Genomic DNA, 19,524 nt, shown 5'->3' with positions numbered 1-19,524 from the left:
CCAAGGGCCGGCGCACCCGCTAGACTGCGGGGCATGAGCAAACCAGACGACGACACACTGATCGCAATGCCCTTCGGGGCGTTGCACAAATGGCATGGGGGCATGCGCGAGGCATTCGCCCATGTCGACGAGCCTGACGCCCTGCAATACCTGGCGTCCGCCCTGGCGCAACTGGTGTCCATCGAGTCGATGATGATCAGCCTGGAGCACAAGGACCGCGCGCCCCGGTTGCTGCATCAGCGCGGCATTGCCCAGGAATACCAGGTCTCGATTCTCGACCGCTATTTTTCCGGGGGCTACCTGCTCGATCCGTTTTGCCTGGCGGTGGAGCATGGCTTGGCGCAAGGCTTCTATCATCTGGAGGAAATCGCCCCGGACAACTTCTTCGACAGTGACTACTACAAGTCCTATTACCTGAAGGCGGGTTGTTCAGAAGACAGTTACTACATCGTCGATACGGGCAACGACACCAAGATCTCCGTCAGCCTGTTCCAGGGTTTCGGGGGGGAATGCCTGCGGGTCGATCAGCTGAACCTGCTGCGCGCCGTCGAACCGTTGGTGCGCGAGTTTGTCAGCGAGTTCAGTCAGCGTGGCCTGCTGCGCAGTCACGAAATCCAGAGCAATAACGATCAAGGCCTGCGCGATGATCTCAAGCACCGGGTGCAGTCGGCATTCGAGCAATTCGGGTGCGATGTGCTCACCGAGCGTGAGCGGGAAGTGGCGCACATGGTGCTTCGCGGCCACTCGGTGAAATCCACCGCCAGCCAGATGGGCATCTCCCCGGAAACCGTGCGCATGCACCGCAAGAATCTGTACCTGAAACTGGAGGTGGGTTCGCAGTCGGAGTTGTTTGCGCTGTTTATCGAGTGGTTGCGCAAACATTGAAAGTCCAAAAGCCGCAGCTTGCGGCATCGCTCATCGTTCATATAGGAAGGTACGTAATGAGCTATTCCGAAGGCTGCGATCTTTTGTTCTTTTGAGCGTCTATTCGCGCGGATCAATCCGATCCAGCGCCCGGTTCACCGCCAATTCGCCCAGCATGATGACTTGCGCAATACCCAGCAGCGTATTGCGACTTGTCCCCTCCGTACGATCCGCCAGATCCAGGGTCATGACATTGGCCGACGCCAATGATTCGCAGGCGTGTGCCAACAGGGATTCGGTGTCGAGTTCCGAATTGACGATGAACATGGTGCAGAGTTTACGAGGCGTGGCGCGGATGTCGGCGGCGGAGGGGATGCGGTCGGAAGATATTGCCCGATCGGTTTCCGGCGAACTTGATGTTGGTTTAGACATGGAAGGTATCTCTCGTTAGAGCTGCAGCCTGTCTCGCTACTAAACGAAAGGGTGGCAGCTGTGCGCAAGTTAGTAGACCGGTTACCTTCCAAACCCGGCGCATCCGAGGACGCCATGCGCACAGCTACCATCAAGTGCAGACGTACGTCTGACTGAGGGACGCTTGTGCAACCGTTTCAGAAGATGAGCCGGGCTACTAAACCCGATCACTGACCATCAGTGACGCGAATCAAGCTACCGAGCAGCCCCGAGGCGCACAAGCCGGCGGATTCTGGCGTAACCGTAGGCAACGACGCAAGGCGCTGTGGCTTTCACGAAGTAACCTTGAGAGCGGCTGAGCGACGAGCATCTGTGGCAAGGGAGCTCGTCGGATCGCCGCACCGTCCCGTTGGGCGGTGAAGCGGCCCCGGCATTTCCTCGGCAGTACACTGTATCCAAGCATGACTACGGCTGCGCCGGTGCAGCAAGCCAACAAGCCCCCTCACCCCAGGCAATCACCACCACCAAAAAATCCTACAGCCCCGGTGCATGTAGATACGGAAGCCTCCTACGCCACCCTCGGAAACCTCCTATTTCAACCCTTATCACCTTCGTGAAAGCTGTCTCGCGCTTGAACGAGGGTGGAAAACAAGCGTCCCCGTGCACCTCAAACAGGCCAGGGAGGTCTGAGTTTTGCAAAAACGCCCCGCGCATTTTCTTCGATCACAGCCGCCACAAACTCCACATCTACGGCCTCGACGCCACCCTCGACATCCTGTCGCGTACACCTGTGCGGCCAAGCAAGAGCTGCAAATGCCGACGCTCTCGCCACTGACCAAGCACGACGCCAAGTCCATGGACCTTCCAAATTTCTCTGCCTGATCTCTTTTCCAGAACAAGGAGCGACACTCAACATGGCCAGTTTGCTTGCCCGACTGTTTGGATTACACAACAACCGCAGGGGCGCGCGCTGGGAGGGGCCGAGCGACCCGATTTTGCCAACACGCGATACCCGGCCAGCCCCCGCTCCCCCGAAATTCGATACTTCCACATTGCCGCCTCTGAAAAACTGGTGTCACCCGTTTAAGGACAAACGCGATCCGCTGGCGCAGTTGACTCACATGGCCAATGCCGCTGCCGGTTACTACCCGCTAGGCCGCGGCGGGCTGTTTCACGGTGGCGTACATTTCGATGGCGGTACCGCCGGCATTCTGGATCAGTCCAGCGTGCATTGCCTGGCTGACGGTGAAGTGGTGGCCTACCGCATCGATACGCACGCGCCGACGACCCATTTCGTCAACACCATCCCCGTCGCGAAACCGTTCTCGCGCAACTTCGTGCTGGTGCGCCATCGGTTGCAGCCGCCGAAGATCGAAGGCAGTCAGGACATACCGCCCAGCCTGACCTTCTACAGCCTGTACATGCACCTGCAGGACTGGGCGGATTATCGGCACGCTCCCGCCGTGCCACGTCCGGCGTTCTGGCCGCAAAGCCCAACCCTGCGGGTCAAACAGACGGCCAACGACATCCGTCCCGGCCACCCGGAGCAGCCCGGCTTGAACGTGCGTCACGCGGAGCACCACGGCAAAGTGATTGACCTGCTGCCGCGCGGCGCAGAGGTGACCATCAGTGGTACCGGACGCTACCGCAAGCTGGAAAACCGTCCGGGTCCGGCCGAACTGATCAACGCTGACGGTTCGCTGGCGGGCTACATTCACGCCAGCCTTCTGCAACCGATGGCTGGCAACGAGTATCGGATCACCTCGTCGAAAGAGTGGGTCAATGTTCGCGCTGAACCGAAAGTTCCTTGCCCGATATTGCTAGAGCTGCCGACTGGCACCGTCGTCACGGTCAGCGGCGAGGGCGAGTTCCGCAAGCTGGAGCGCGTCCACCAGTACGTGCATTTCGACTCACTGGAAGGCGGGCAGGAACCGCAGGCGACGGATCGAATCGTTGTGCTCGACCAGCCTGTGCCGATCAAGGCCGGGGATCTGATTGGGCACCTGGGTCAATATCAGGGCTGCAATGCCGACCAGCCGGACGAGAGGCTGCACCTGGAAACGTTCAGTGGTGATGACGTCGAGGCGTTTATCGACGCCAGTCGCGCGTGGGCCAAGCGCCTGCCGAAAAAAGACAGAACCTGGCTGAAACTGGCCAAGGGCACACCCGTAGTGCCGCCTGAAGGCAATGTCACCGCTTCGCAATTGCAGGCGTCGAGTGTATCCAGCCCGCTCAGTGCTGCGGATCTGCTTGTGCCCAAAAGCCTGCTGGATGGCCTGCCGGTCGAGCGAAAAATCCACGTACCCGCCGGCGACAGCCACAACGCCCGCCAATGGTATCGCCTGGACGGGCTGCTACACGACAAGAACAACGACCTGCTCCACGGCTGGGTGTGTGAAGAGGTGGGCGTTACACCATGGTTCAGTTCATGGGCTTGGGAAGGCTACAAGGTCATCATCGACTACAGCAGACCGAAACACTTGTTGGCCTCTTTTCTCAGTGCCGTTGACGGTTTCAGCGACGCACAACAGGAGCGTTATCGTCCCATCGCCGAAAAAGACGACAAGGGCCCAATGAAGAGCCGGTTGTACGAGATCATTGGCCGCAACCGCGACGGCAAGATGACGGCCACTGAACTCAAAGCAGCGCTCGAACGACCGGCTCATGCGCAGTCGATATCGCAGATGATTCTGTACAAGGAAAGCGAGTGGTTTCACCAGCCGAAGGTATGGGATGCACTGGATGAGTTGCTCGGCCATAGCGGTTCGACACCGCACTTGAATTGGCTGGCGGAAAAGCAGCGGATCGCGCAGTTGGGATGGTGGCGAGACGTCGCGGAAAAGGTGGGGCTGCCTTCTTGGGGGAGTGCTTATCACTTTCATCCGATTGGGTTGATGGGGATTTTTTGTGATAACCGATTTAAGTTTTCCCTTGAGGTCATGAAAAGCATTTATCCGAATCTCGGTGAAGATCGACACGGTGATTTGCAAAAAATCGCTGACGAGTTAAACGCAAACATCGATTTTTTCAAATTAGATACGCCGCTGCGAAGAACTCATTTTTTTGCGCAAATCCAAGAAGAAACCGGGGTGAATTTAACGGTAGATGAGGATTTTAGCTATGAGGCCAACGCGCTGATTAATATGTTTAGCTATTTCAGGAATAACCCGGAAGAAGCGAGGCGATACGGATACAAAGTACGGAGAGGAAAAATTAAAGAAAACGGCCTGCCTATGACCCGATCCGATTATGAGGCTATCGCCAATGGCGCTTATGGTGGACGCGAAGAACTTGGCAATCGAGGTATTTCAAGCGGTGATGGATGGAAGTATCGAGGGCGCGGTATGAAGCAGTTGACAGGACGACACAACTACACGCAATTTCAACTTTGGCATTCAAAATTTTCAGCGAATTGGCCAAGTGAGCGCGTTGATTTTATTGTAGATCCAGACTTATTACTAGAGATGAAATACGCGATCAGATCTGCAGCAAGTTTCTGGTTAAATAATAGACTGCATGAAATAGCCGACAAGGGCGACGCCCCAGAAATTGTGGACACAATAACCGCCATTGTAAATAAACATACTAAGAGCTACCCAGATAGAAGAGAGAACTTCATTGAACTATCGAGAAGGGGTACTTTGAATTGAAAAAAATACTGATCACTTGTTTAGTTGTAGCGTGTTCCATAAATCTTAAATCTTGGGCGAAAGATCCATATGTGGATATAAAAACAACAATGTGCACGGAAGGAGAGGATATTTATATTAGTTGCGCCTTTAATGATAGCTTGGATCAATACAGCTACATAGGAAAAGTCGCTTCCATTTGCGCAAAGTCCAATACATCTCCGGATAGTGGCTATGTACAGTATCGCTTTGGGACGCCCTCATACGGCGTTGGCCCGGCAAAAATAGAAATGCAATATCCAGAACAAAAAATACCTCCAAAAGGAGTATTCACAATTTACACTTCGAGAAACCCTGAAAGTACCGGAGCAGCAATTCGCTTTGCAAAAGGAAAATACCTTTATTCAATCGAGCGCCTAAACTCCTTTAGCCACAAAGTTGTTGTCAGAAAACAAAGTGAGAAGATTTTCAATAAGGACTGTAATCTCCCGGGCGTGAGCTACTTAACCACTGACGCATATCAAGGCATACCAATAATAGAGCTTGGTGAAGCTAAAATGCCTGATGCGGATAACTGACTTGACCAGGACATACGTTGCGAGACTGTTTATGAGTTCACGTAGAAGGAGGCTTTCTTTAAATAAAGTCAAATCGCTTTGGCACAGTCACGGATGCGAAATAAAGAAAATGGTTGGGGTTGTTGTTTGTTTGCTTGGGTCGACGGCAATAGCGAGCAATGAAGAGTGCCGAGGCATTGGGCTTCGGGAAGCTTATAACTCCATGGATGTATATGGGGTGAAAGCATGTTTCATCTACACAAAAGCGGATGTAAAAACCGAAGGGCAGTTACCCCGTGATCCTGATGAAATATCTCTTTATTCAGTTATTTCATCTGAGAACCCAAAGCTTGTTTATGAATTTCCATATGCGGGTACGGAAGGAAAAATCACCGATGCTTTTTTTCTTCCAGTTGATGGGATGGACGAAAAAATGCTGTTCGTGATCCATCGCATGGAAACGCCAAGAGCGTGGGATCCGGTAAGTGATATCTATGATGTAAGTGTTATTGGCCTGGAGGGCGACACTTTGCTTCTCGACAAAAAACGTACTCGTTTTTTTGACTTGGGCGGAGACTCTGTCGATGAGCAAGGACGATCAGCTTATATTTATCCATACAAAGACAAAAAAAGTGTTGAAGAAGCAGTTTGGTCGCCTTTATTTCATGCCATCACTGCTGACAAAGAAATCACAGGTACCGTTTTGGAGAAAACATTTCTTTATGATGGCGGATCTGAGCCGGTGCAACAGAGTCCAACCAAGATGTACTTAATCGATGGTGACACAGTCTTGGTGACGGACTCGATGGCCGGATGGTGCAAGGTTTCCTACCAATCAAAGATAAAGATAATTACGAAATGGGCACAGTGTAAGTCAATAAATTTTCCGGGGAGTTAGGTGACGACATGCCAATCAAACTAGATAAAATTCCTCCTCTCGCACTGCGCCCTCAACGCCCTCGTTTTTTACTTTGGCTCGGCATGTTGTTGCTGTTTTGTTTGCTGGGTGTAGTAGCGACGCTGTTGTTCGGCGATGAATCGCTACTCCAGCGGCCACCGGATTTCTGGCTCTTGGCCTTGGGCATTCCAATTCTGTGTTGGTGCGTACTGGCTTTTGGGCGAGTGGTGTTGCACATCGGCAGACAAAGTGCCGCCGATGGTTGGGATGAAGCTCGTGAAGAAGACCTGTTCCACAAGATTCGTCAGGGGCGTCGTTCACAACAGGTGTTGGGGGTGAGCTTGCAGACTGCACTGCAAGAATCTGCGGAAGAGCCGGCAATGCAACTGGACGCTCTGCTGAATGGGACGAAGGCGCTGAAGGCGCAAGCATCGAGGATAGATGGGGAGACATTTCGCCATAGTTGTTTATCGAGCGACACAGATGAAAATCCGGAAGCAATATTGCTGAGTGTGTTGGCGCAGACGCTCGCCGACCTGACGCCAACTTTGGCGCAGTTGCCTGCCGATCAACCGCTGGCCCTGTTGCTGGACGTCGATACCCGTTTGCAGGAGATCCAATGGCGCCGGGTTTGGCAACAGGCGTGGCGCGAATCTGGCATTCGCCAGCCCGCTAGCCCCGTCGATGGACACGGGCTGGCAGCACTGGACTATTGGCTCGACCACCGTATTGGCGATTCTGCCTTGTTGCTGGTGATAGCCGTGCAGTTTGCGCCGCAGCAGCCTAAAGGCACGGCGGAGGCCGCCGTCGGGGTTTTGTTTGGTAACCGTCTGACGCAAACCACATTGCCACCGATAGCCTACCTTCACCGCCCGGAGCAGGAGCGAACGCCCACCTCCGATGACCTGCTTTACGCGACGCGCCAGGCCCTTGATTGGGTGCCACTTGAATCGACATCAATCGAGCAGGTTTGGCGAGTGGGTATTGACGGACAACGGGCTGACGCCATCGCGAGCGTATTGTGTGAGGTGCCGATGTTGGTCAAGAAGAAGGGGCTGTGCGATCTCGATGCAGCACTTGGTGATCCAAGGTGCGTTTCACCCTGGCTGGCGATTGCCGGTGGGGCGCAGACGATTCAACGCGGTGCCGGACCGCAATTCATCTTCAGTGGCGGCGCTGCTGGGACTGGGGTCTGGAGCATGGTGTTGATGCCGATATCGCCACCTTTGAAATAGAAGTCTCGTATGTAGTGCTGACGGGGGATTCCACCGCCAGCCAGATGGGCATCTCCCCGGAAACCGTGCGCATGCACCGCAAGAATCTGTACCTGAAACTGGAGGTGGGGTCGCAGTCGGAGTTGTTTGCGCTGTTTATCGAGTGGTTGCGCAAGCACTGACTACAACGCAGAGCCAATGTAGGAGCGAGCTTGCTCGCGAAGAACCTGAGAGCACCGCGTTCATCCAGAAAGCGCGCGCCATTATTAACGTCCATCGCGAGCGAGCTCGCTCCTACAGGTGTTGCATCAGTCCTCGCGTTTAACCACCAAGGTCAAAATGTCGTAGCTGGCCACCAGCTCACCCAGCTGATTGGTGACTTCCACGTCCCACGCCACCACCCCTTGCGGGACGCCTTGCGGGCTCTTTTTGCCCTGGTCGATTTTGCGTTTGCAGGTCAGGCGTGCCTGGATGGTGTCGCCGATGCCCACCGGGTTGATGAAGCGCAGGGTGTCCAGGCCGTAGTTGGCCAGCACCGGGCCGACGCCAGGGGATACGAACAGGCCGGCGGCGGCCGACAGCACGAAATAACCGTGGGCGATGCGCTTGCCGAACTGCGATTCCTTCGCGGCGATGTCGTCGAAGTGCATGTAGAAGTGATCCCCCGACAGGCAGCCGAAGTTCACCAGATCCGCTTCGGTGACCGTGCGGCGGTGAGTCAGCAGCGACTCGCCGATCTGCAGGTCCTGGAAGTAACGACGGAACGGGTGCACGTCGGTTTCGATGACCTTGGCGCCACGCACGTATTCACCGGTCACCGCCGCGAGCATGGTGGGCGAACCCTGTACCGCCGCGCGTTGCAGGTAGTGCTTCACCGCACGCAGGCCGCCCAGTTCTTCACCGCCACCGGCACGACCGGGGCCGCCATGCTTGAGTTGCGGCAGCGGCGAGCCGTGGCCGGTGGATTCGCCCGCGCAGTGGCGGTCCAGCACCAGCAAACGCCCGTGGAATGCAGCGGCCACCGGAATGGCCTTGGCGGCGATCTGCGGATCCTTGGTCACCAGGCTGGCCACCAGGCTGCCTTTGCCGCGTGCGGCCAGGGCGAGGGCTTCGTCGAGATCGTCATAGGCCATCAAGGTGCTGACCGGACCGAACGCTTCGATATCGTGGGCGCCGCCTTCGGCATGCGGGTCGCAGGCCTGCAACAGGGTCGGGGCGAAGAACGCACCTTGACTCACGTTCTCACCGCGCGGTTCAAAACCGTCACGGGCGCCGAACAGCATGTCGCTGCTCTGCAACAGGGCTTCCAGGCGCTCGGCGACGTCTTTCTGCTGATCGTGGGACGCCAGCGCCCCCATGCGCACACCTTCCACCGACGGGTCGCCGACCACCACTTTGGCCAGGCGATCGCGCAGGCGCGTGGCCACGGCATCGATGTGTCTGGCCGGGACGATGGCACGGCGAATGGCGGTGCATTTCTGCCCGGCCTTGGTGGTCATTTCCCGGGCGACTTCCTTGATGAACAGCTCGAACTCTTCGTCATCCGGGGTGACATCCGGGGCGAGGATCGCGCAGTTCAGCGAGTCGGCTTCGGCCGTGAACGGCACCGAGTTGCGAATCAGGTTCGGGTTGACCCGCAGCTTGGCCGCGGTGTCGGCGGAACCGGTGAAGGTCACCACGTCCTGGCCTTGCAGGCGGTCGAGCAAATCGCCGGTACCGCCGATGATCAGTTGCAGGCTGCCCGCTGGCAGCAAGCCGGATTCGTCCATCAGGCGCACCACGGCTTCGGTCAGGTAGCTGGTGGCGCTGGCCGGTTTGACGATGCACGGCATGCCGGCGAGGAAACTCGGGGCGAATTTTTCCAGCATGCCCCAGATCGGGAAGTTGAAGGCGTTGATGTGCACCGCCACGCCGCCCCGAGGCACGAGGATGTGGGTGCCGGCGAAGGTGCCCATTTTGCTCAGCTGCAGGGCCGGGCCTTCGTGGACGACGTTGCCCGACGGCAATTCACGGGAGCCGAGGCTGGCGTAGGTGAACAGCGTGCTGTTGCCGCCTTCGATGTCGATCCAGCTGTCGGCGCGGGTGGCGCCGCTGTGGTGGGAGATCGCGTAGAGCTGTTCCTTGCGTTCGCTCAGGTACAGGGCCAGGGCCTTGAGGCGTTGGGCACGCTGCTGGAAGTCCAGCGCCATCAGTGCGCTGACACCCTGGCGACGGCCATGTTCGATGGCTTCGGCGAAGTCCGGGCGCTCTTCATGGGTACGTGCAATTTCATGGCCGTCGATAGCGCTGCGCAGCACCTGGGCGCCGTGTTGGCCGATCCAGCGGCCGGCGATGAAACTTTGCAGGGTGGGGGCATGCAGTGCAGGTGAAGAGGACATCACGATTGCTCCAGGTTATGAAAGGTGTTGGCGCGGCTGCAACCGCGCCTTTCAGGGATTACCAAAGCGCCAGGGTGTAACCGACAATCAGCCGGTTCTCATCGATGGCGGTCTTCAAGCCATTGCCGGAACGGAAGGTCACGTTGCGCCAGCGCAGGCTGACGTCCTTGAACACGCCGCTCTGGATGACGTAACTGATGTCGGTGTCGCGCTCCCGCTCGCGGCCGTTGTCGACGCTGCCGGCCTTGACGTGGCGACCATCGGTGTAGCGCGTCATGAAGGTCAGGCCGGGGATGCCTTGCGCCGCGAAGTCATAGTCGTAACGCAGCTGCCAGGAGTCCTCGTCCGCGCGGGTGTAGGTGTTGTAGGTCACCAGGTTGACCACGTACGGATCGCCGCCGTTGAGGAACGGAAAGGCGCTGTCGCCGGACAACTGCTGGTACGTGGCACTGACCTTGTGGGCACCGTGGGACACGGTGAACATGCTGTTGAAGTTGCGGTTGTCGATACGCCCGGCCCGCTCGGCACCGTCACCCCGGCTGTCGAAATAGCGCAGGTCGCTGCGCAGGTTGAAGCCATTGCCCAGCGGCTGGGTGTGCACCAGCCCGACGAACTGCTGGCGATAAATCTGATCGAGCTTGCCGTAGTAGTAGCTCAGGTTCAGTTGCGGGCTGAAGGCGTAGGTGCCGCCGGCAAAGTCGAAGTGATCACTGCTGGCGGTGCCGTAGCCGATGTCATCGTTGCTGGAGGAATCCCGCAGGTTGGCCTTGGTCAGGCGCCCGGTGTTCACCGTCAGGCCACTGATTTCCTGGCTGGTGAGCAGGCCGCCCTCGAAGGTCGACGCCAACAGGCGGGTGTCGTTGTAGGTTGCCACCGGCAGCAAGGGTTGCAGGGTGCCGAGCTTCAGCACGCTTTTGGACACTCGCAACTTGCCGGTCAGCCCCAGTTGGCTGTACTCGTCCGCCGGTTCATGGCTGTTCGGGCCGTAGGGCAGCAACCCGGTACCCCGGCGATCCGGGCTGGAGTCGAGCTTCAGCCCCAACTCCCCCAGCGCGTCCAGACCGAAGCCGAATGTGCCGTCGGTGAACCCGGACTCGATGCGCGCGGTGAACCCCTGGGCCCATTCTTCAGCCTTGGATTGTGGTGCGTTTTCCTGACGGAAATCGCGATTGATGTAGTGGTTGCGCATTTCAATGCGGGCCTTGCTATCGTCGATGAAGTCGGCCATGGCGCTGGTGGCGACCATGGGCAGACTCAATGCGGCGGCCAGCGAAAACAGTGATTCGTAGGATGCGGTACGCGCGGGCTTCATTATTTTTGTTCCCTGCCATCAGATCGATTGTCGTTTAGTGATTGCTGGCGCCGGAGGCACCGATTCCGGTCATTGAACGGATGAACTGCGCCAGGTAACGGCCGCGTTCAAGGGCCGCACGGGGCGAGGTGTCGGTGACCGAAAATACCCAGGCACTGAAGAAGGCCAGGCTCATGGAAAACAGCGCCGGGTTGGAGTAAGGGAACAGGGCCTTGTCGTGATGCAGCACGTTGACCCATACCGCCGGGCTCAGGATCAGCAGGACAATCGCCGACACCAGCCCCGCCAGACTGCCGGTCACTGCGCCACGGGTGGTCAGGCCTTTCCAGTACATCGAGAGGAACAGCACCGGGAAGTTCACCGACGCGGCGATGGCCAGGACCAGCCCGGACAGGAACGCAATGTTCTGCGACTCGAACAACAGACCGAGGATGATTGCCAGCACGCCGATGCACAGCGTGGCAATGCGCGACACGCGAATTTCCTGCTGCTCGGTGGCCTGACCCTTGCGCATCACACAGGCATACAAATCGTGGGACACCGCCGACGCGCCGGACAATGCCAGCCCCGCGACCACCGCCAGAATGGTGGCGAAGGCCACGGCCGAGATGAAACCGAGGAATAGGTTGCCGCCCACGGCTTGCGCCAGGTGTACGGCGATCATGTTGCCGCCGCCGATGATCGCGCCGCTGGCGTCACGGAACGCCGGGTCGGTACCGACCATGACGATCGCGCCGAAGCCGACGATGATCAGCAGCAAGTAGAAATAGCCGATGAAACCGGTGGCGTAGAACACGCTTTTACGCGCTTCCTTGGCATCGCTGACGGTGAAGAAGCGCATCAGGATATGCGGCAGGCCGGCGGTGCCGAACATCATGCCCAGGCCCAGCGAGATCGCATCGATCGGGTTCGACAGCAACCCGCCGGGCGCCATGATGGCGTTGCCCTTGGCATGCACGGCGGTGGCGCCGGCGAACATCGCTTCGGTGCTGAAACCAAAATGCTTGAGCACCATGAACGCCATGAACGTGGTGCCGAACAGCAGCATCACGGCTTTGATGATTTGGACCCAGGTGGTGGCGAGCATGCCACCGAAGGTCACGTAGAACACCATCAGCACGCCGACCAGCATGACCGCGTAGAGGTAATCGATGCCGAACAGCAATTCGATCAGTTTGCCGGCGCCGACCATTTGCGCCACCAGGTACATCAACGCCACCGTGAGGGTGCCGAACGCCGAAGTCAGGCGCACCGGGGTTTGTTCCAGGCGATAGGACACCACGTCGGCAAAGGTGTATTTACCGAGGTTGCGCAGGCGCTCGGCGATCAAAAACAGAATGATCGGCCAGCCCGCCAATACGCCCAGGGCGTACAGCAAACCGTCATAACCATTGAGGAACATCATCGCGGAGATGCCGAGGAAGGACGCCGCCGAGATCATGTCGCCGGCAATCGCCAGACCGTTCTGAAAACCGGTCATGCCACCGCCTGCGGTGTAGAAATCGCTGGCGGAACGCGTACGACGTGCCGCCCAGCGCGTCACGCCGAAGGTGAACAGCACGAACACCAGGAACATGCCGATGGCGTTCCAGTTCAGTGGCCGGGACGCGCCGTCGGCAGCCACGGCGAAATCAGTGACTGCCGCCAGCGGCAGCAGGAACATCGCGAGAAGACGGCTCATCGGGCGCACTCCTGCTTGAGTTTTTCATTCAGCGGATCGATCACGTTGTTGGCGCGATAGACATAGAAACCGGTCAGTGCAAAGGCCAGCAGCACGATCACTACACCCACCAGCATGCCGACGCTGGTCACGCCGCCGCTGAGGGATTGGCCGAGGGTAGAAGGGGAGAAAGCCACCAGCAGTACAAAGCCGTAATAGATCACCAGCATGGCCAGGCTCAGTGACCAGTACAGTTTCTGTTTGCGACGAACCAGCTGGATGAAATCCGGGTGCTGGCCGATGAGTTCTATTTCCTGGGGGGTCATGACGCGAGCTCCTTTGTTGTTTTTGTTTTGGGTGTAACGGTGTATTCGGGTTGATCACTGAACAACTGTGGGAGCGAGCCTGCTCGCGATGGCCGTGAACGATGACGCGTGTTGTCTGGATACACGCGTTGCTCTCAGGTTCTTCGCGAGCAGGATCGCTCCTGCAGGGGAGGCGGTTGGGGGTTAGAGCTGATCGAAATCCAGCACCACCTTGTCGCTCACCGGAAACGCCTGGCACGACAGCACATAGCCGGCGGCCACTTCGTAGTCTTCCAGGGCGTGGTTGCTGTCCATTTCCACTTCGCCCTCGATGACCTTGCATTTGCAGGTCGAGCACACGCCGGCCTTGCACGAATAAGGCAGTTCGGCGCCCTGGGCGTTGCCGGCGTCGAGGATGCTCTGGCTGTTGCGTGGCAGGTCGAAGGCCAGGGCGCGTCCGTCGCTGATCACGGTGATCTGGCTGACGGCGGCGTCGACCTGGCGCGCGGCTTCGCGGGCCTGACGTTTTTGCTGGCTGCCAGCGGCGGCAAACAGTTCGAAGTGGATGCGTTCAGGCGCCATGCCCTTGGCCTTGAGGCTGTCGCGCACGGTCTCGGTCATTTCCTGCGGGCCGCAGATGAAGGCGGCGTCGAGGGCTTTGACATCGATCCAGCGGCTGAACAGTTGCTCGCATTTCTCGGCGTTGATCCGGCCGTTGTACAGGTCGACATCCTGCTGCTCGCGGCTGAACACGAAGATCAGGTTCAGGCGTTGCAGGTAACGGTTCTTCAAATCTTCAAGCTGTTCGCGAAACAAGGCGCCGGAGCTCGAACGGTTGCCGTACAGCAGGGTGACGCGGCTGTTCGGCTCGGTTTCCAGGGTGGTCTTGATGATCGACAGGATTGGCGTGATGCCGCTGCCCGCCGCGACCGCCAGGTAGTGGCCGTGGCGCGCCGGATCGAGTTCGACGCAAAAATGCCCCGCAGGTGGCATCACTTCCAGGCTGTGCCCGGCCTTCAACTGTTCGTTGGCAAAGGCGGAAAAACGTCCACCGGCCACGCGCTTGATCGCGACACGCAGTTCGCCGTCGTTGACCCCGGTGCAGATCGAGTACGAGCGACGCACTTCTTCGCCGTCCAGTTGGGTGCGCATCACCAGGTGCTGGCCCTGGGTGAAGTGAAAACTGTCTTGCAGGTGTTGCGGGATCTCGAAGGCGATGGACACCGCGTCACGGGTCTCGGTGCGCACGTCCTTGATGGTCAGGCTGTGAAATTTACTCATTGTTGTTCTCCAGCTGGGACGGCCGATCGCCGCTCAGATGCACTTGAAATAGTCGAACGGTTCCCGGCAATCGACGCAGCGATACAGCGCCTTGCACGCGGTGGAACCGAACTCGCTGAGCACCTCGGTGTGGGCGCTGCCGCATTGCGGACAGCGGATCACCGGGCTTTCACCGAGCAGGCTGCGTTTGCTGGTGCTGCCCTCGGGCGGCGCGATGCCATAGGCGCGCAGGCGTTCGCGGCCGCTGTCGCTGATCCAGTCGGTGGTCCAGGCCGGGGTCAACCGGCGCTCCAGCTGCGGCGCCTGGAAACCGGCCTGCTCCAGCGCCTGGCGAATATCGCCTTCGATCACTTCGGTGGCCGGGCACCCGGAGTAGGTCGGCGTGACCACCACATGCAGATGGCCGGCCTGCCATTCGAGATCGCGGACGATGCCCAGGTCGACCACGCTGACCACCGGCACTTCCGGGTCCATGACCTCGGCCAGGATCGCCCACGCAGCAGCCAGGTCGGTCGGTTGTGCCGGCCGGGCGCCGAGGTCGCTGGCGATCAGCTCACCAGGTTGCATCGGGGTACGCTCGTGGCAGGAACTGCATCTCGGCCAGCAGGATGCCCAGGTGTTCGGTGTGCAGGCCCTTGCGTGCATTGAGGTAGAAATAGCTGGGCACGGCAGGTACGGGCAGGGTGGCGCTGGCGAAGATCTCGTTGACCTTGGCTTGCCAGGCGGCGGCGACTTGCGCGGTGTCCGGGGTGATGCCGGCCGCGTGCAGGCGCTGTTCGCTGTCGTCGGCGCTGGTCAGTTCGACGGTGAAACGCCAGACCTCGGGGATCGCCGCGAGCATGCGTTTGTGGCTTTCCTCGGTGCCGTCACCCAGACGCTCGACCCACTCGCCGGAGCGGCGCAGGTGATAGGTGACTTCCTTCACGGCTTTGGCGGCGATCCCGGCGATGCGTTCATCGCTGGACTGGCTCAGGCCGTTCAACACTTGCAGGTGCCAGGCGTCATACAGGAACTGCTTGAGGATCGTCACCGCGTAATCGCCGTTGGGTTGCTCCACCAGCAGCAGGTTGCGGTAGGCGCGCTCGTCGCGACGGAACGCCAGGTCGTCGGCGTCGCGGCCGTCGTTGAGCAATTCGGCGGCGTAGTCCAGCCAGTTGCGCGCCTGGCCCACCAGGTCGAGGCCGACGTTCATCAGCGCAAGCTCTTCTTCCAGGGCCGGGGCCTTGCCGCACCATTGGCACAGGCGCTGGCCCTGGATCAGGGCGCTGTCGCCGAGGCGCAGCAGGTATTCGATCAGATCGGTCTTGTTATTCATGGTCGATCTCACATGTGCCCGACTTCGGCCGGCAGCTCGTAGAAGCTGGCGTGGCGGTAAACCTTGTCGTCCGACGGATCGAACAGTGGGTCTTTTTCATCCGGGGAGGAGGCGGTGATCAGCGCCGATGGCACGACCCACAGGCTGACGCCTTCGCTGCGACGGGTGTAGAGCTCGCGCGCGTTCTCGATGGCCATGGTGGTGTCGGCGGCATGCACGCTGCCGACGTGCTTGTGGTTGAGGCCGTGCTTGCTGCGCACGAAGACTTCGAAGAGGGTCCACTCGGACATTTCAATTACTCCACATCAGGTGGCCGAATCAGGCGGCGTTCTTGTTTTGTTTTTTGCGGGCGTGGGCGACGGCGGCTTCACGAACCCAGGCACCGTCTTCAATCGCCTTGCGGCGGGTGGCGACACGTTCGTGGTTGCACGGGCCGTTGCCCTTGAGCACTTCGTAGAATTCGCTCCACTGGATCTCGCCGAAATCGTAGTGGCCGCGCTCGGCGTTCCACTTCAGGTCCGGATCGGGGCAGGTGCAGCCCAGCAGCTCGAGTTGCGGGATGGTCTGGTCGATAAAGCGCTGGCGCAGTTCGTCGTTGCTCTGGCGCTTGATTTTCCAGGCCATGGATTGGGCGCTGTTTGGCGAGTGTTCGTCGCTTGGACCGAACATCATCAGCGACGGCCACCACAGGCGGTTGATCGCGTCCTGGACCATGTCTTTTTGCGCCTGAGTACCGTGACGCATCATGGTCAGGAGGATTTCGTAGCCCTGGCGCTGGTGGAAGCTTTCTTCCTTGCAGATACGCACCATGGCGCGGGAGTAGGGGCCGTAGGAGGTGCGCTGCAAAACCACCTGGTTAACGATTGCCGCGCCATCCACCAGCCAGCCCACCGCGCCCATGTCGGCCCAGTTCAGCGTCGGGTAATTGAAGATGCTCGAGTACTTGGCCTTGCCGCTGTGCAGCTTGGCGATCTCTTCATCGCGGTCGGCGCCCAGGGTTTCCATGGCGCTGTACAGATACAGACCGTGACCGGCCTCGTCCTGAATCTTGGCCATTAATTGCAGTTTGCGTTTGAGCGTCGGCGCGCGGGTGACCCAGTTGCCTTCGGGCAGCATGCCGACGATCTCGGAGTGGGCGTGCTGGGAAATCTGCCGGATCAGGGTTTGCCGGTAGGCATCTGGCATCCAGTTCTTGGCTTCGATCTTGATTTCTGAATCGATTTTTTCCTGAAAAGCGCGTTCCTGGTCGGACATTTCCGACAGGTCTTTGATGCGCTTCACGCCTGTTTCTACGAGCTGTGCGTACATGGGGGGTCTCCCGCCGTGAATCTGTTCGAGGGCATGGAGAACTTTATAAGCGATACGGAAATTAATATCAAACGGAAAATGATGTGTCGTATTTGTTTTTTGTATCGCTTTGGGGGAGGGGCGTTCTTTTGGGAGGGGGTATATCCATTTCTTCGGTGATGGCGGCTGGCGGTTTCGCCGTTCAGGCGAACCATTTGGAAGAACGTAACGCCGCCCCCTGTAGGAGCGAGCCCGCTCGCGATGGTGGATAACGATGACGCGCGCTGTCTGAATGCCCGCGTTGTCCCGGCGTTTTTCGCGAGCAGGCTCGCTCCTACAGAGACAACGCAAACCCTGTAGGAGCGAGCCCGCTCGCGATGGTGGATAACGATGACGCGGGCTGTCTGAATGCCCGCGTTGTCCCGGCGTTTTTCGCGAGCAGGCTCGCTCCTGCAGAGACAACGCAAACCCTGTGGGAGCGAGCCTGCTCGCGATGGAGGATAACGATGACGCGGGCTGCCTGAATGCCCGCGTTGTCCCGGCGTTTTTCGCGAGCAGGCTCGCTCCTGCAGAGACAACGCAAACCCTGTGGGAGCGAGCCTGCTCGCGATGGTCGTCAACGATAACGCTGGCAGCCTGACACCCTGCGTCGTTCTGTCGTTTATCGCGAGCAGGCTCGCTCCTACAGAGACAACGCAAACCCTGTGGCAGCGAGCTTGCTCGCGATGGTGGATAACGATGACGCGGGCTGTCTGAATGCCCGCGTTGTCCCGGCGTTTTTCGCGAGCAGGCTCGCTCCTACAGAGACAGCGCAAACCCTGTGGGAGCGAGCCCGCTCGCGATGGTGGATAACGATGACGCGGGCTGTCTGAATGCCCGCGTTGTCCCGGCGTTTTTCGCGAGCAGGCTCGCTCCTACGGAAAAGCTGATGGGCGTACGCCAAAAAAAATCAAAAAAAACCCCGCAAAAGCGGGGCCGTAAGGGGTGCAGCAGTCATGCTTTCGGGCGTTTGTCCATCACGTGACAGGCCTTGCCCTCGGATCGTTTGATCGAGTGGAAAGGCTGCAAAACAATCCGCGAACTGATCCCGATATAGGTCTTGATGTGCTTGCTCAGCTCCCCGCAAACAGCTTTCTGCTGTTCGTCGCTCAGGTGCTGATGTTCGGCCTTCAACTCGACGTGCACATCAACGCTGTCCAAGTTGCCATTGCGATACAGATGAATCTCATAGCACTCGGCAAGCTGTTTGACTTTCAGCACCTGTTCTTCGATCTGCGTCGGGAACACGTTGACCCCACGGATGATCAGCATGTCATCGCTGCGTCCGGTGATTTTGTCGATGCGTCGCATCGGCCGTGCGGTGCCCGGCAGCAGACGCGTCAGGTCGCGGGTGCGGTAGCGGATCATCGGCAGGGCTTCTTTGCTCAGGGAGGTGAACACCAGTTCGCCCATCTGACCGTCCGGCAGCACTTCGCCGGTGACCGGGTCGATGATTTCCGGGTAGAAGTGGTCTTCCCAGAGGGTCGGGCCGTCCTTGGTCTCGGCGCATTCCATGGCGACGCCCGGGCCCATGATTTCCGAGAGGCCGTAGATGTCCAGGGCGGTGATGCCCAGGCGCGTTTCGATGGCGCTGCGCAGTTCGGCGGTCCATGGCTCGGCGCCGAAGATGCCCAGGCGCAGGGCCAGTTTGTGCGGGTCGATGCCCTGGCGCTCGATTTCATCGGCGATGTTGAGCATGTACGACGGCGTGACCATGATGATGTCCGGCTGGAAATCCTTGATCAGCTGCACTTGTTTCTCGGTCTGGCCGCCGGACATGGGGATCACCGTACAGCCCAGGCGTTCGGCACCGTAGTGCGCGCCGAGGCCGCCGGTGAACAGGCCATAGCCATAGGAAATATGCACCTTGTCGCCGCGACGTCCGCCTGCCGCGCGAATCGAACGGGCAACGACGTTGGCCCAGGTGTCGATGTCGTTCTGGGTGTAGCCGACGACGGTCGGTTTGCCGGTGGTGCCGCTGGAGGCGTGCAGGCGAACGATGTCATGCATCGGTACGGCGAACATGCCGTACGGGTAGTTGTCACGCAGGTCGGACTTGGTGGTGAACGGGAATTTCGCCAGGTCCTCGAGGGACTTGATGTCGTCCGGGTGCACGCCCAGGGCATCGAAACGCTGGCGGTACAGCGGCACGTTCTCGTAGGCGTGCTTGAGGCTCCAGCGCAGGCGATCCAGCTGATGTTGACGCAACTCGTCGATGCTGGCGGTTTCCAGCGGGTCCAGCACAGGATCAAGCACGGATTGGGCAATTGGCATGTTCATGACTTCACTCGAATTGTTTTTGTGTTCCAGCCCCTTTGCACAGGGGCTTTGAGTGCATGACCCAAGGATACCTCTCGGCTCCCCGGGAATCGCG

The 19,524-nt window shown here is 59.0% G+C and carries 16 protein-coding genes and 1 pseudogene; 6 read left to right on the top strand and 11 right to left on the bottom strand.

The features are described from left to right. Positions 1–33: 33 nt before the first annotated feature. Complete coding sequence (locus ACX3YF_RS28870; RefSeq protein WP_288100182.1) at positions 34–885, top strand: helix-turn-helix domain-containing protein; 852 nt, start codon at positions 34–36, stop codon at positions 883–885. 99 nt (positions 886–984) lie between these two features. Here ACX3YF_RS28870 and ACX3YF_RS28865 read toward each other — a convergent pair whose 3' ends face one another. Continuing rightward, entirely contained in the window at positions 985–1,296 is a 312-nt protein-coding gene (locus tag ACX3YF_RS28865) for a DUF6124 family protein (RefSeq protein WP_449105124.1), read from the bottom strand. 893 nt (positions 1,297–2,189) lie between these two features. Between ACX3YF_RS28865 and ACX3YF_RS28860 the strand changes: the two genes are divergently transcribed. From ACX3YF_RS28860 to ACX3YF_RS28840, 5 genes and pseudogenes are all read left to right on the top strand, one after another. Then, on the top strand, positions 2,190–4,925 hold the full coding sequence (locus tag ACX3YF_RS28860) for a hypothetical protein (RefSeq protein WP_458974708.1): 2,736 nt from the start codon (positions 2,190–2,192) through the stop codon (positions 4,923–4,925). After that, positions 4,922–5,482: a hypothetical protein gene (locus ACX3YF_RS28855; RefSeq protein ID WP_449105126.1), complete on the top strand. Its 561-nt coding sequence runs from the start codon at positions 4,922–4,924 to the stop codon at positions 5,480–5,482. Before ACX3YF_RS28860 ends, ACX3YF_RS28855 begins: the two co-directional genes overlap by 4 nt. Positions 5,483–5,513: 31 nt before the next feature. Then, positions 5,514–6,359, top strand: coding sequence for a hypothetical protein (locus tag ACX3YF_RS28850; protein ID WP_458974707.1), 846 nt, complete (start codon positions 5,514–5,516; stop codon positions 6,357–6,359). An 8-nt stretch (positions 6,360–6,367) separates the two neighbouring features. Then, the gene (locus ACX3YF_RS28845) at positions 6,368–7,594 is read left to right on the top strand and encodes a hypothetical protein (RefSeq protein ID WP_458974706.1); all 1,227 of its coding nucleotides are present in this window, start codon (positions 6,368–6,370) and stop codon (positions 7,592–7,594) included. 26 nt (positions 7,595–7,620) lie between these two features. Next, a pseudogene (locus ACX3YF_RS28840) lies at positions 7,621–7,755 on the top strand (helix-turn-helix transcriptional regulator); the annotation flags it as partial. A 126-nt stretch (positions 7,756–7,881) separates the two neighbouring features. Here ACX3YF_RS28840 and paaZ read toward each other — a convergent pair. From paaZ to paaK, 10 genes are all read right to left on the bottom strand, one after another. Next, positions 7,882–9,951 carry a phenylacetic acid degradation bifunctional protein PaaZ gene (gene paaZ, locus ACX3YF_RS28835; RefSeq protein ID WP_448646165.1) on the bottom strand — a complete coding sequence of 690 codons (2,070 nt, stop codon included), beginning with the start codon at positions 9,949–9,951 and terminating at the stop codon, positions 7,882–7,884. Positions 9,952–10,009: 58 nt separating this feature from the next. Then, positions 10,010–11,263 carry an OprD family porin gene (locus tag ACX3YF_RS28830; protein ID WP_448646166.1) on the bottom strand — a complete coding sequence of 418 codons (1,254 nt, stop codon included), beginning with the start codon at positions 11,261–11,263 and terminating at the stop codon, positions 10,010–10,012. A 34-nt stretch (positions 11,264–11,297) separates the two neighbouring features. Then, positions 11,298–12,944, bottom strand: a complete 1,647-nt coding sequence (locus tag ACX3YF_RS28825) for a cation acetate symporter (RefSeq protein WP_130209240.1) — start codon at positions 12,942–12,944, stop codon at positions 11,298–11,300. Then, the gene (locus ACX3YF_RS28820) at positions 12,941–13,249 is read right to left on the bottom strand and encodes a DUF485 domain-containing protein (RefSeq protein ID WP_103405847.1); all 309 of its coding nucleotides are present in this window, start codon (positions 13,247–13,249) and stop codon (positions 12,941–12,943) included. The genes ACX3YF_RS28825 and ACX3YF_RS28820 overlap by 4 nt, the downstream gene beginning before the upstream one ends. 183 nt (positions 13,250–13,432) lie before the next feature. Then, positions 13,433–14,509 carry a 1,2-phenylacetyl-CoA epoxidase subunit PaaE gene (gene paaE, locus ACX3YF_RS28815; RefSeq protein WP_458974705.1) on the bottom strand — a complete coding sequence of 359 codons (1,077 nt, stop codon included), beginning with the start codon at positions 14,507–14,509 and terminating at the stop codon, positions 13,433–13,435. A 33-nt stretch (positions 14,510–14,542) separates the two neighbouring features. Beyond that, on the bottom strand, positions 14,543–15,076 hold the full coding sequence (gene paaD / locus ACX3YF_RS28810; RefSeq protein WP_458974704.1) for a 1,2-phenylacetyl-CoA epoxidase subunit PaaD: 534 nt from the start codon (positions 15,074–15,076) through the stop codon (positions 14,543–14,545). Further along, the gene (gene paaC / locus ACX3YF_RS28805; RefSeq protein WP_458974703.1) at positions 15,063–15,824 is read right to left on the bottom strand and encodes a 1,2-phenylacetyl-CoA epoxidase subunit PaaC; all 762 of its coding nucleotides are present in this window, start codon (positions 15,822–15,824) and stop codon (positions 15,063–15,065) included. Before paaC ends, paaD begins: the two co-directional genes overlap by 14 nt. Positions 15,825–15,832: 8 nt before the next feature. Next, on the bottom strand, positions 15,833–16,114 hold the full coding sequence (gene paaB, locus ACX3YF_RS28800) for a 1,2-phenylacetyl-CoA epoxidase subunit PaaB (protein WP_007943393.1): 282 nt from the start codon (positions 16,112–16,114) through the stop codon (positions 15,833–15,835). A 28-nt stretch (positions 16,115–16,142) separates the two neighbouring features. Next, on the bottom strand, positions 16,143–17,132 hold the full coding sequence (gene paaA / locus ACX3YF_RS28795) for a 1,2-phenylacetyl-CoA epoxidase subunit PaaA (protein ID WP_130209232.1): 990 nt from the start codon (positions 17,130–17,132) through the stop codon (positions 16,143–16,145). Positions 17,133–18,104: 972 nt separating this feature from the next. Next, positions 18,105–19,430 carry a phenylacetate--CoA ligase PaaK gene (gene paaK / locus ACX3YF_RS28790; RefSeq protein WP_458945668.1) on the bottom strand — a complete coding sequence of 442 codons (1,326 nt, stop codon included), beginning with the start codon at positions 19,428–19,430 and terminating at the stop codon, positions 18,105–18,107. Positions 19,431–19,524: the final 94 nt, after the last annotated feature.

The sequence above is a fragment of the Pseudomonas fluorescens group sp. PF-69 genome (assembly GCF_054481235.1).
Note: the sequence above shows the minus strand (reverse complement) of the source record. Positions and strands in the feature narration are given on the sequence as shown.

Bases quoted from the DNA above. Each gene is read 5' to 3' on its own strand.
- ACX3YF_RS28870 (WP_288100182.1), top strand. From the start codon at position 34: ATGAGCAAACCAGACGACGACACACTGATCGCAATGCCCTTCGGGGCG.
- ACX3YF_RS28865 (WP_449105124.1), bottom strand. From the start codon at position 1,296: ATGTCTAAACCAACATCAAGTTCGCCGGAAACCGATCGGGCAATATCT.
- ACX3YF_RS28860 (WP_458974708.1), top strand. From the start codon at position 2,190: ATGGCCAGTTTGCTTGCCCGACTGTTTGGATTACACAACAACCGCAGG.
- ACX3YF_RS28850 (WP_458974707.1), top strand. From the start codon at position 5,514: ATGAGTTCACGTAGAAGGAGGCTTTCTTTAAATAAAGTCAAATCGCTT.
- ACX3YF_RS28845 (WP_458974706.1), top strand. From the start codon at position 6,368: ATGCCAATCAAACTAGATAAAATTCCTCCTCTCGCACTGCGCCCTCAA.
- paaZ (WP_448646165.1), bottom strand. From the start codon at position 9,951: ATGTCCTCTTCACCTGCACTGCATGCCCCCACCCTGCAAAGTTTCATC.
- ACX3YF_RS28830 (WP_448646166.1), bottom strand. From the start codon at position 11,263: ATGAAGCCCGCGCGTACCGCATCCTACGAATCACTGTTTTCGCTGGCC.
- ACX3YF_RS28825 (WP_130209240.1), bottom strand. From the start codon at position 12,944: ATGAGCCGTCTTCTCGCGATGTTCCTGCTGCCGCTGGCGGCAGTCACT.
- ACX3YF_RS28820 (WP_103405847.1), bottom strand. From the start codon at position 13,249: ATGACCCCCCAGGAAATAGAACTCATCGGCCAGCACCCGGATTTCATC.
- paaE (WP_458974705.1), bottom strand. From the start codon at position 14,509: ATGAGTAAATTTCACAGCCTGACCATCAAGGACGTGCGCACCGAGACC.
- paaD (WP_458974704.1), bottom strand. From the start codon at position 15,076: ATGCAACCTGGTGAGCTGATCGCCAGCGACCTCGGCGCCCGGCCGGCA.
- paaC (WP_458974703.1), bottom strand. From the start codon at position 15,824: ATGAATAACAAGACCGATCTGATCGAATACCTGCTGCGCCTCGGCGAC.
- paaB (WP_007943393.1), bottom strand. From the start codon at position 16,114: ATGTCCGAGTGGACCCTCTTCGAAGTCTTCGTGCGCAGCAAGCACGGC.
- paaA (WP_130209232.1), bottom strand. From the start codon at position 17,132: ATGTACGCACAGCTCGTAGAAACAGGCGTGAAGCGCATCAAAGACCTG.
- paaK (WP_458945668.1), bottom strand. From the start codon at position 19,430: ATGAACATGCCAATTGCCCAATCCGTGCTTGATCCTGTGCTGGACCCG.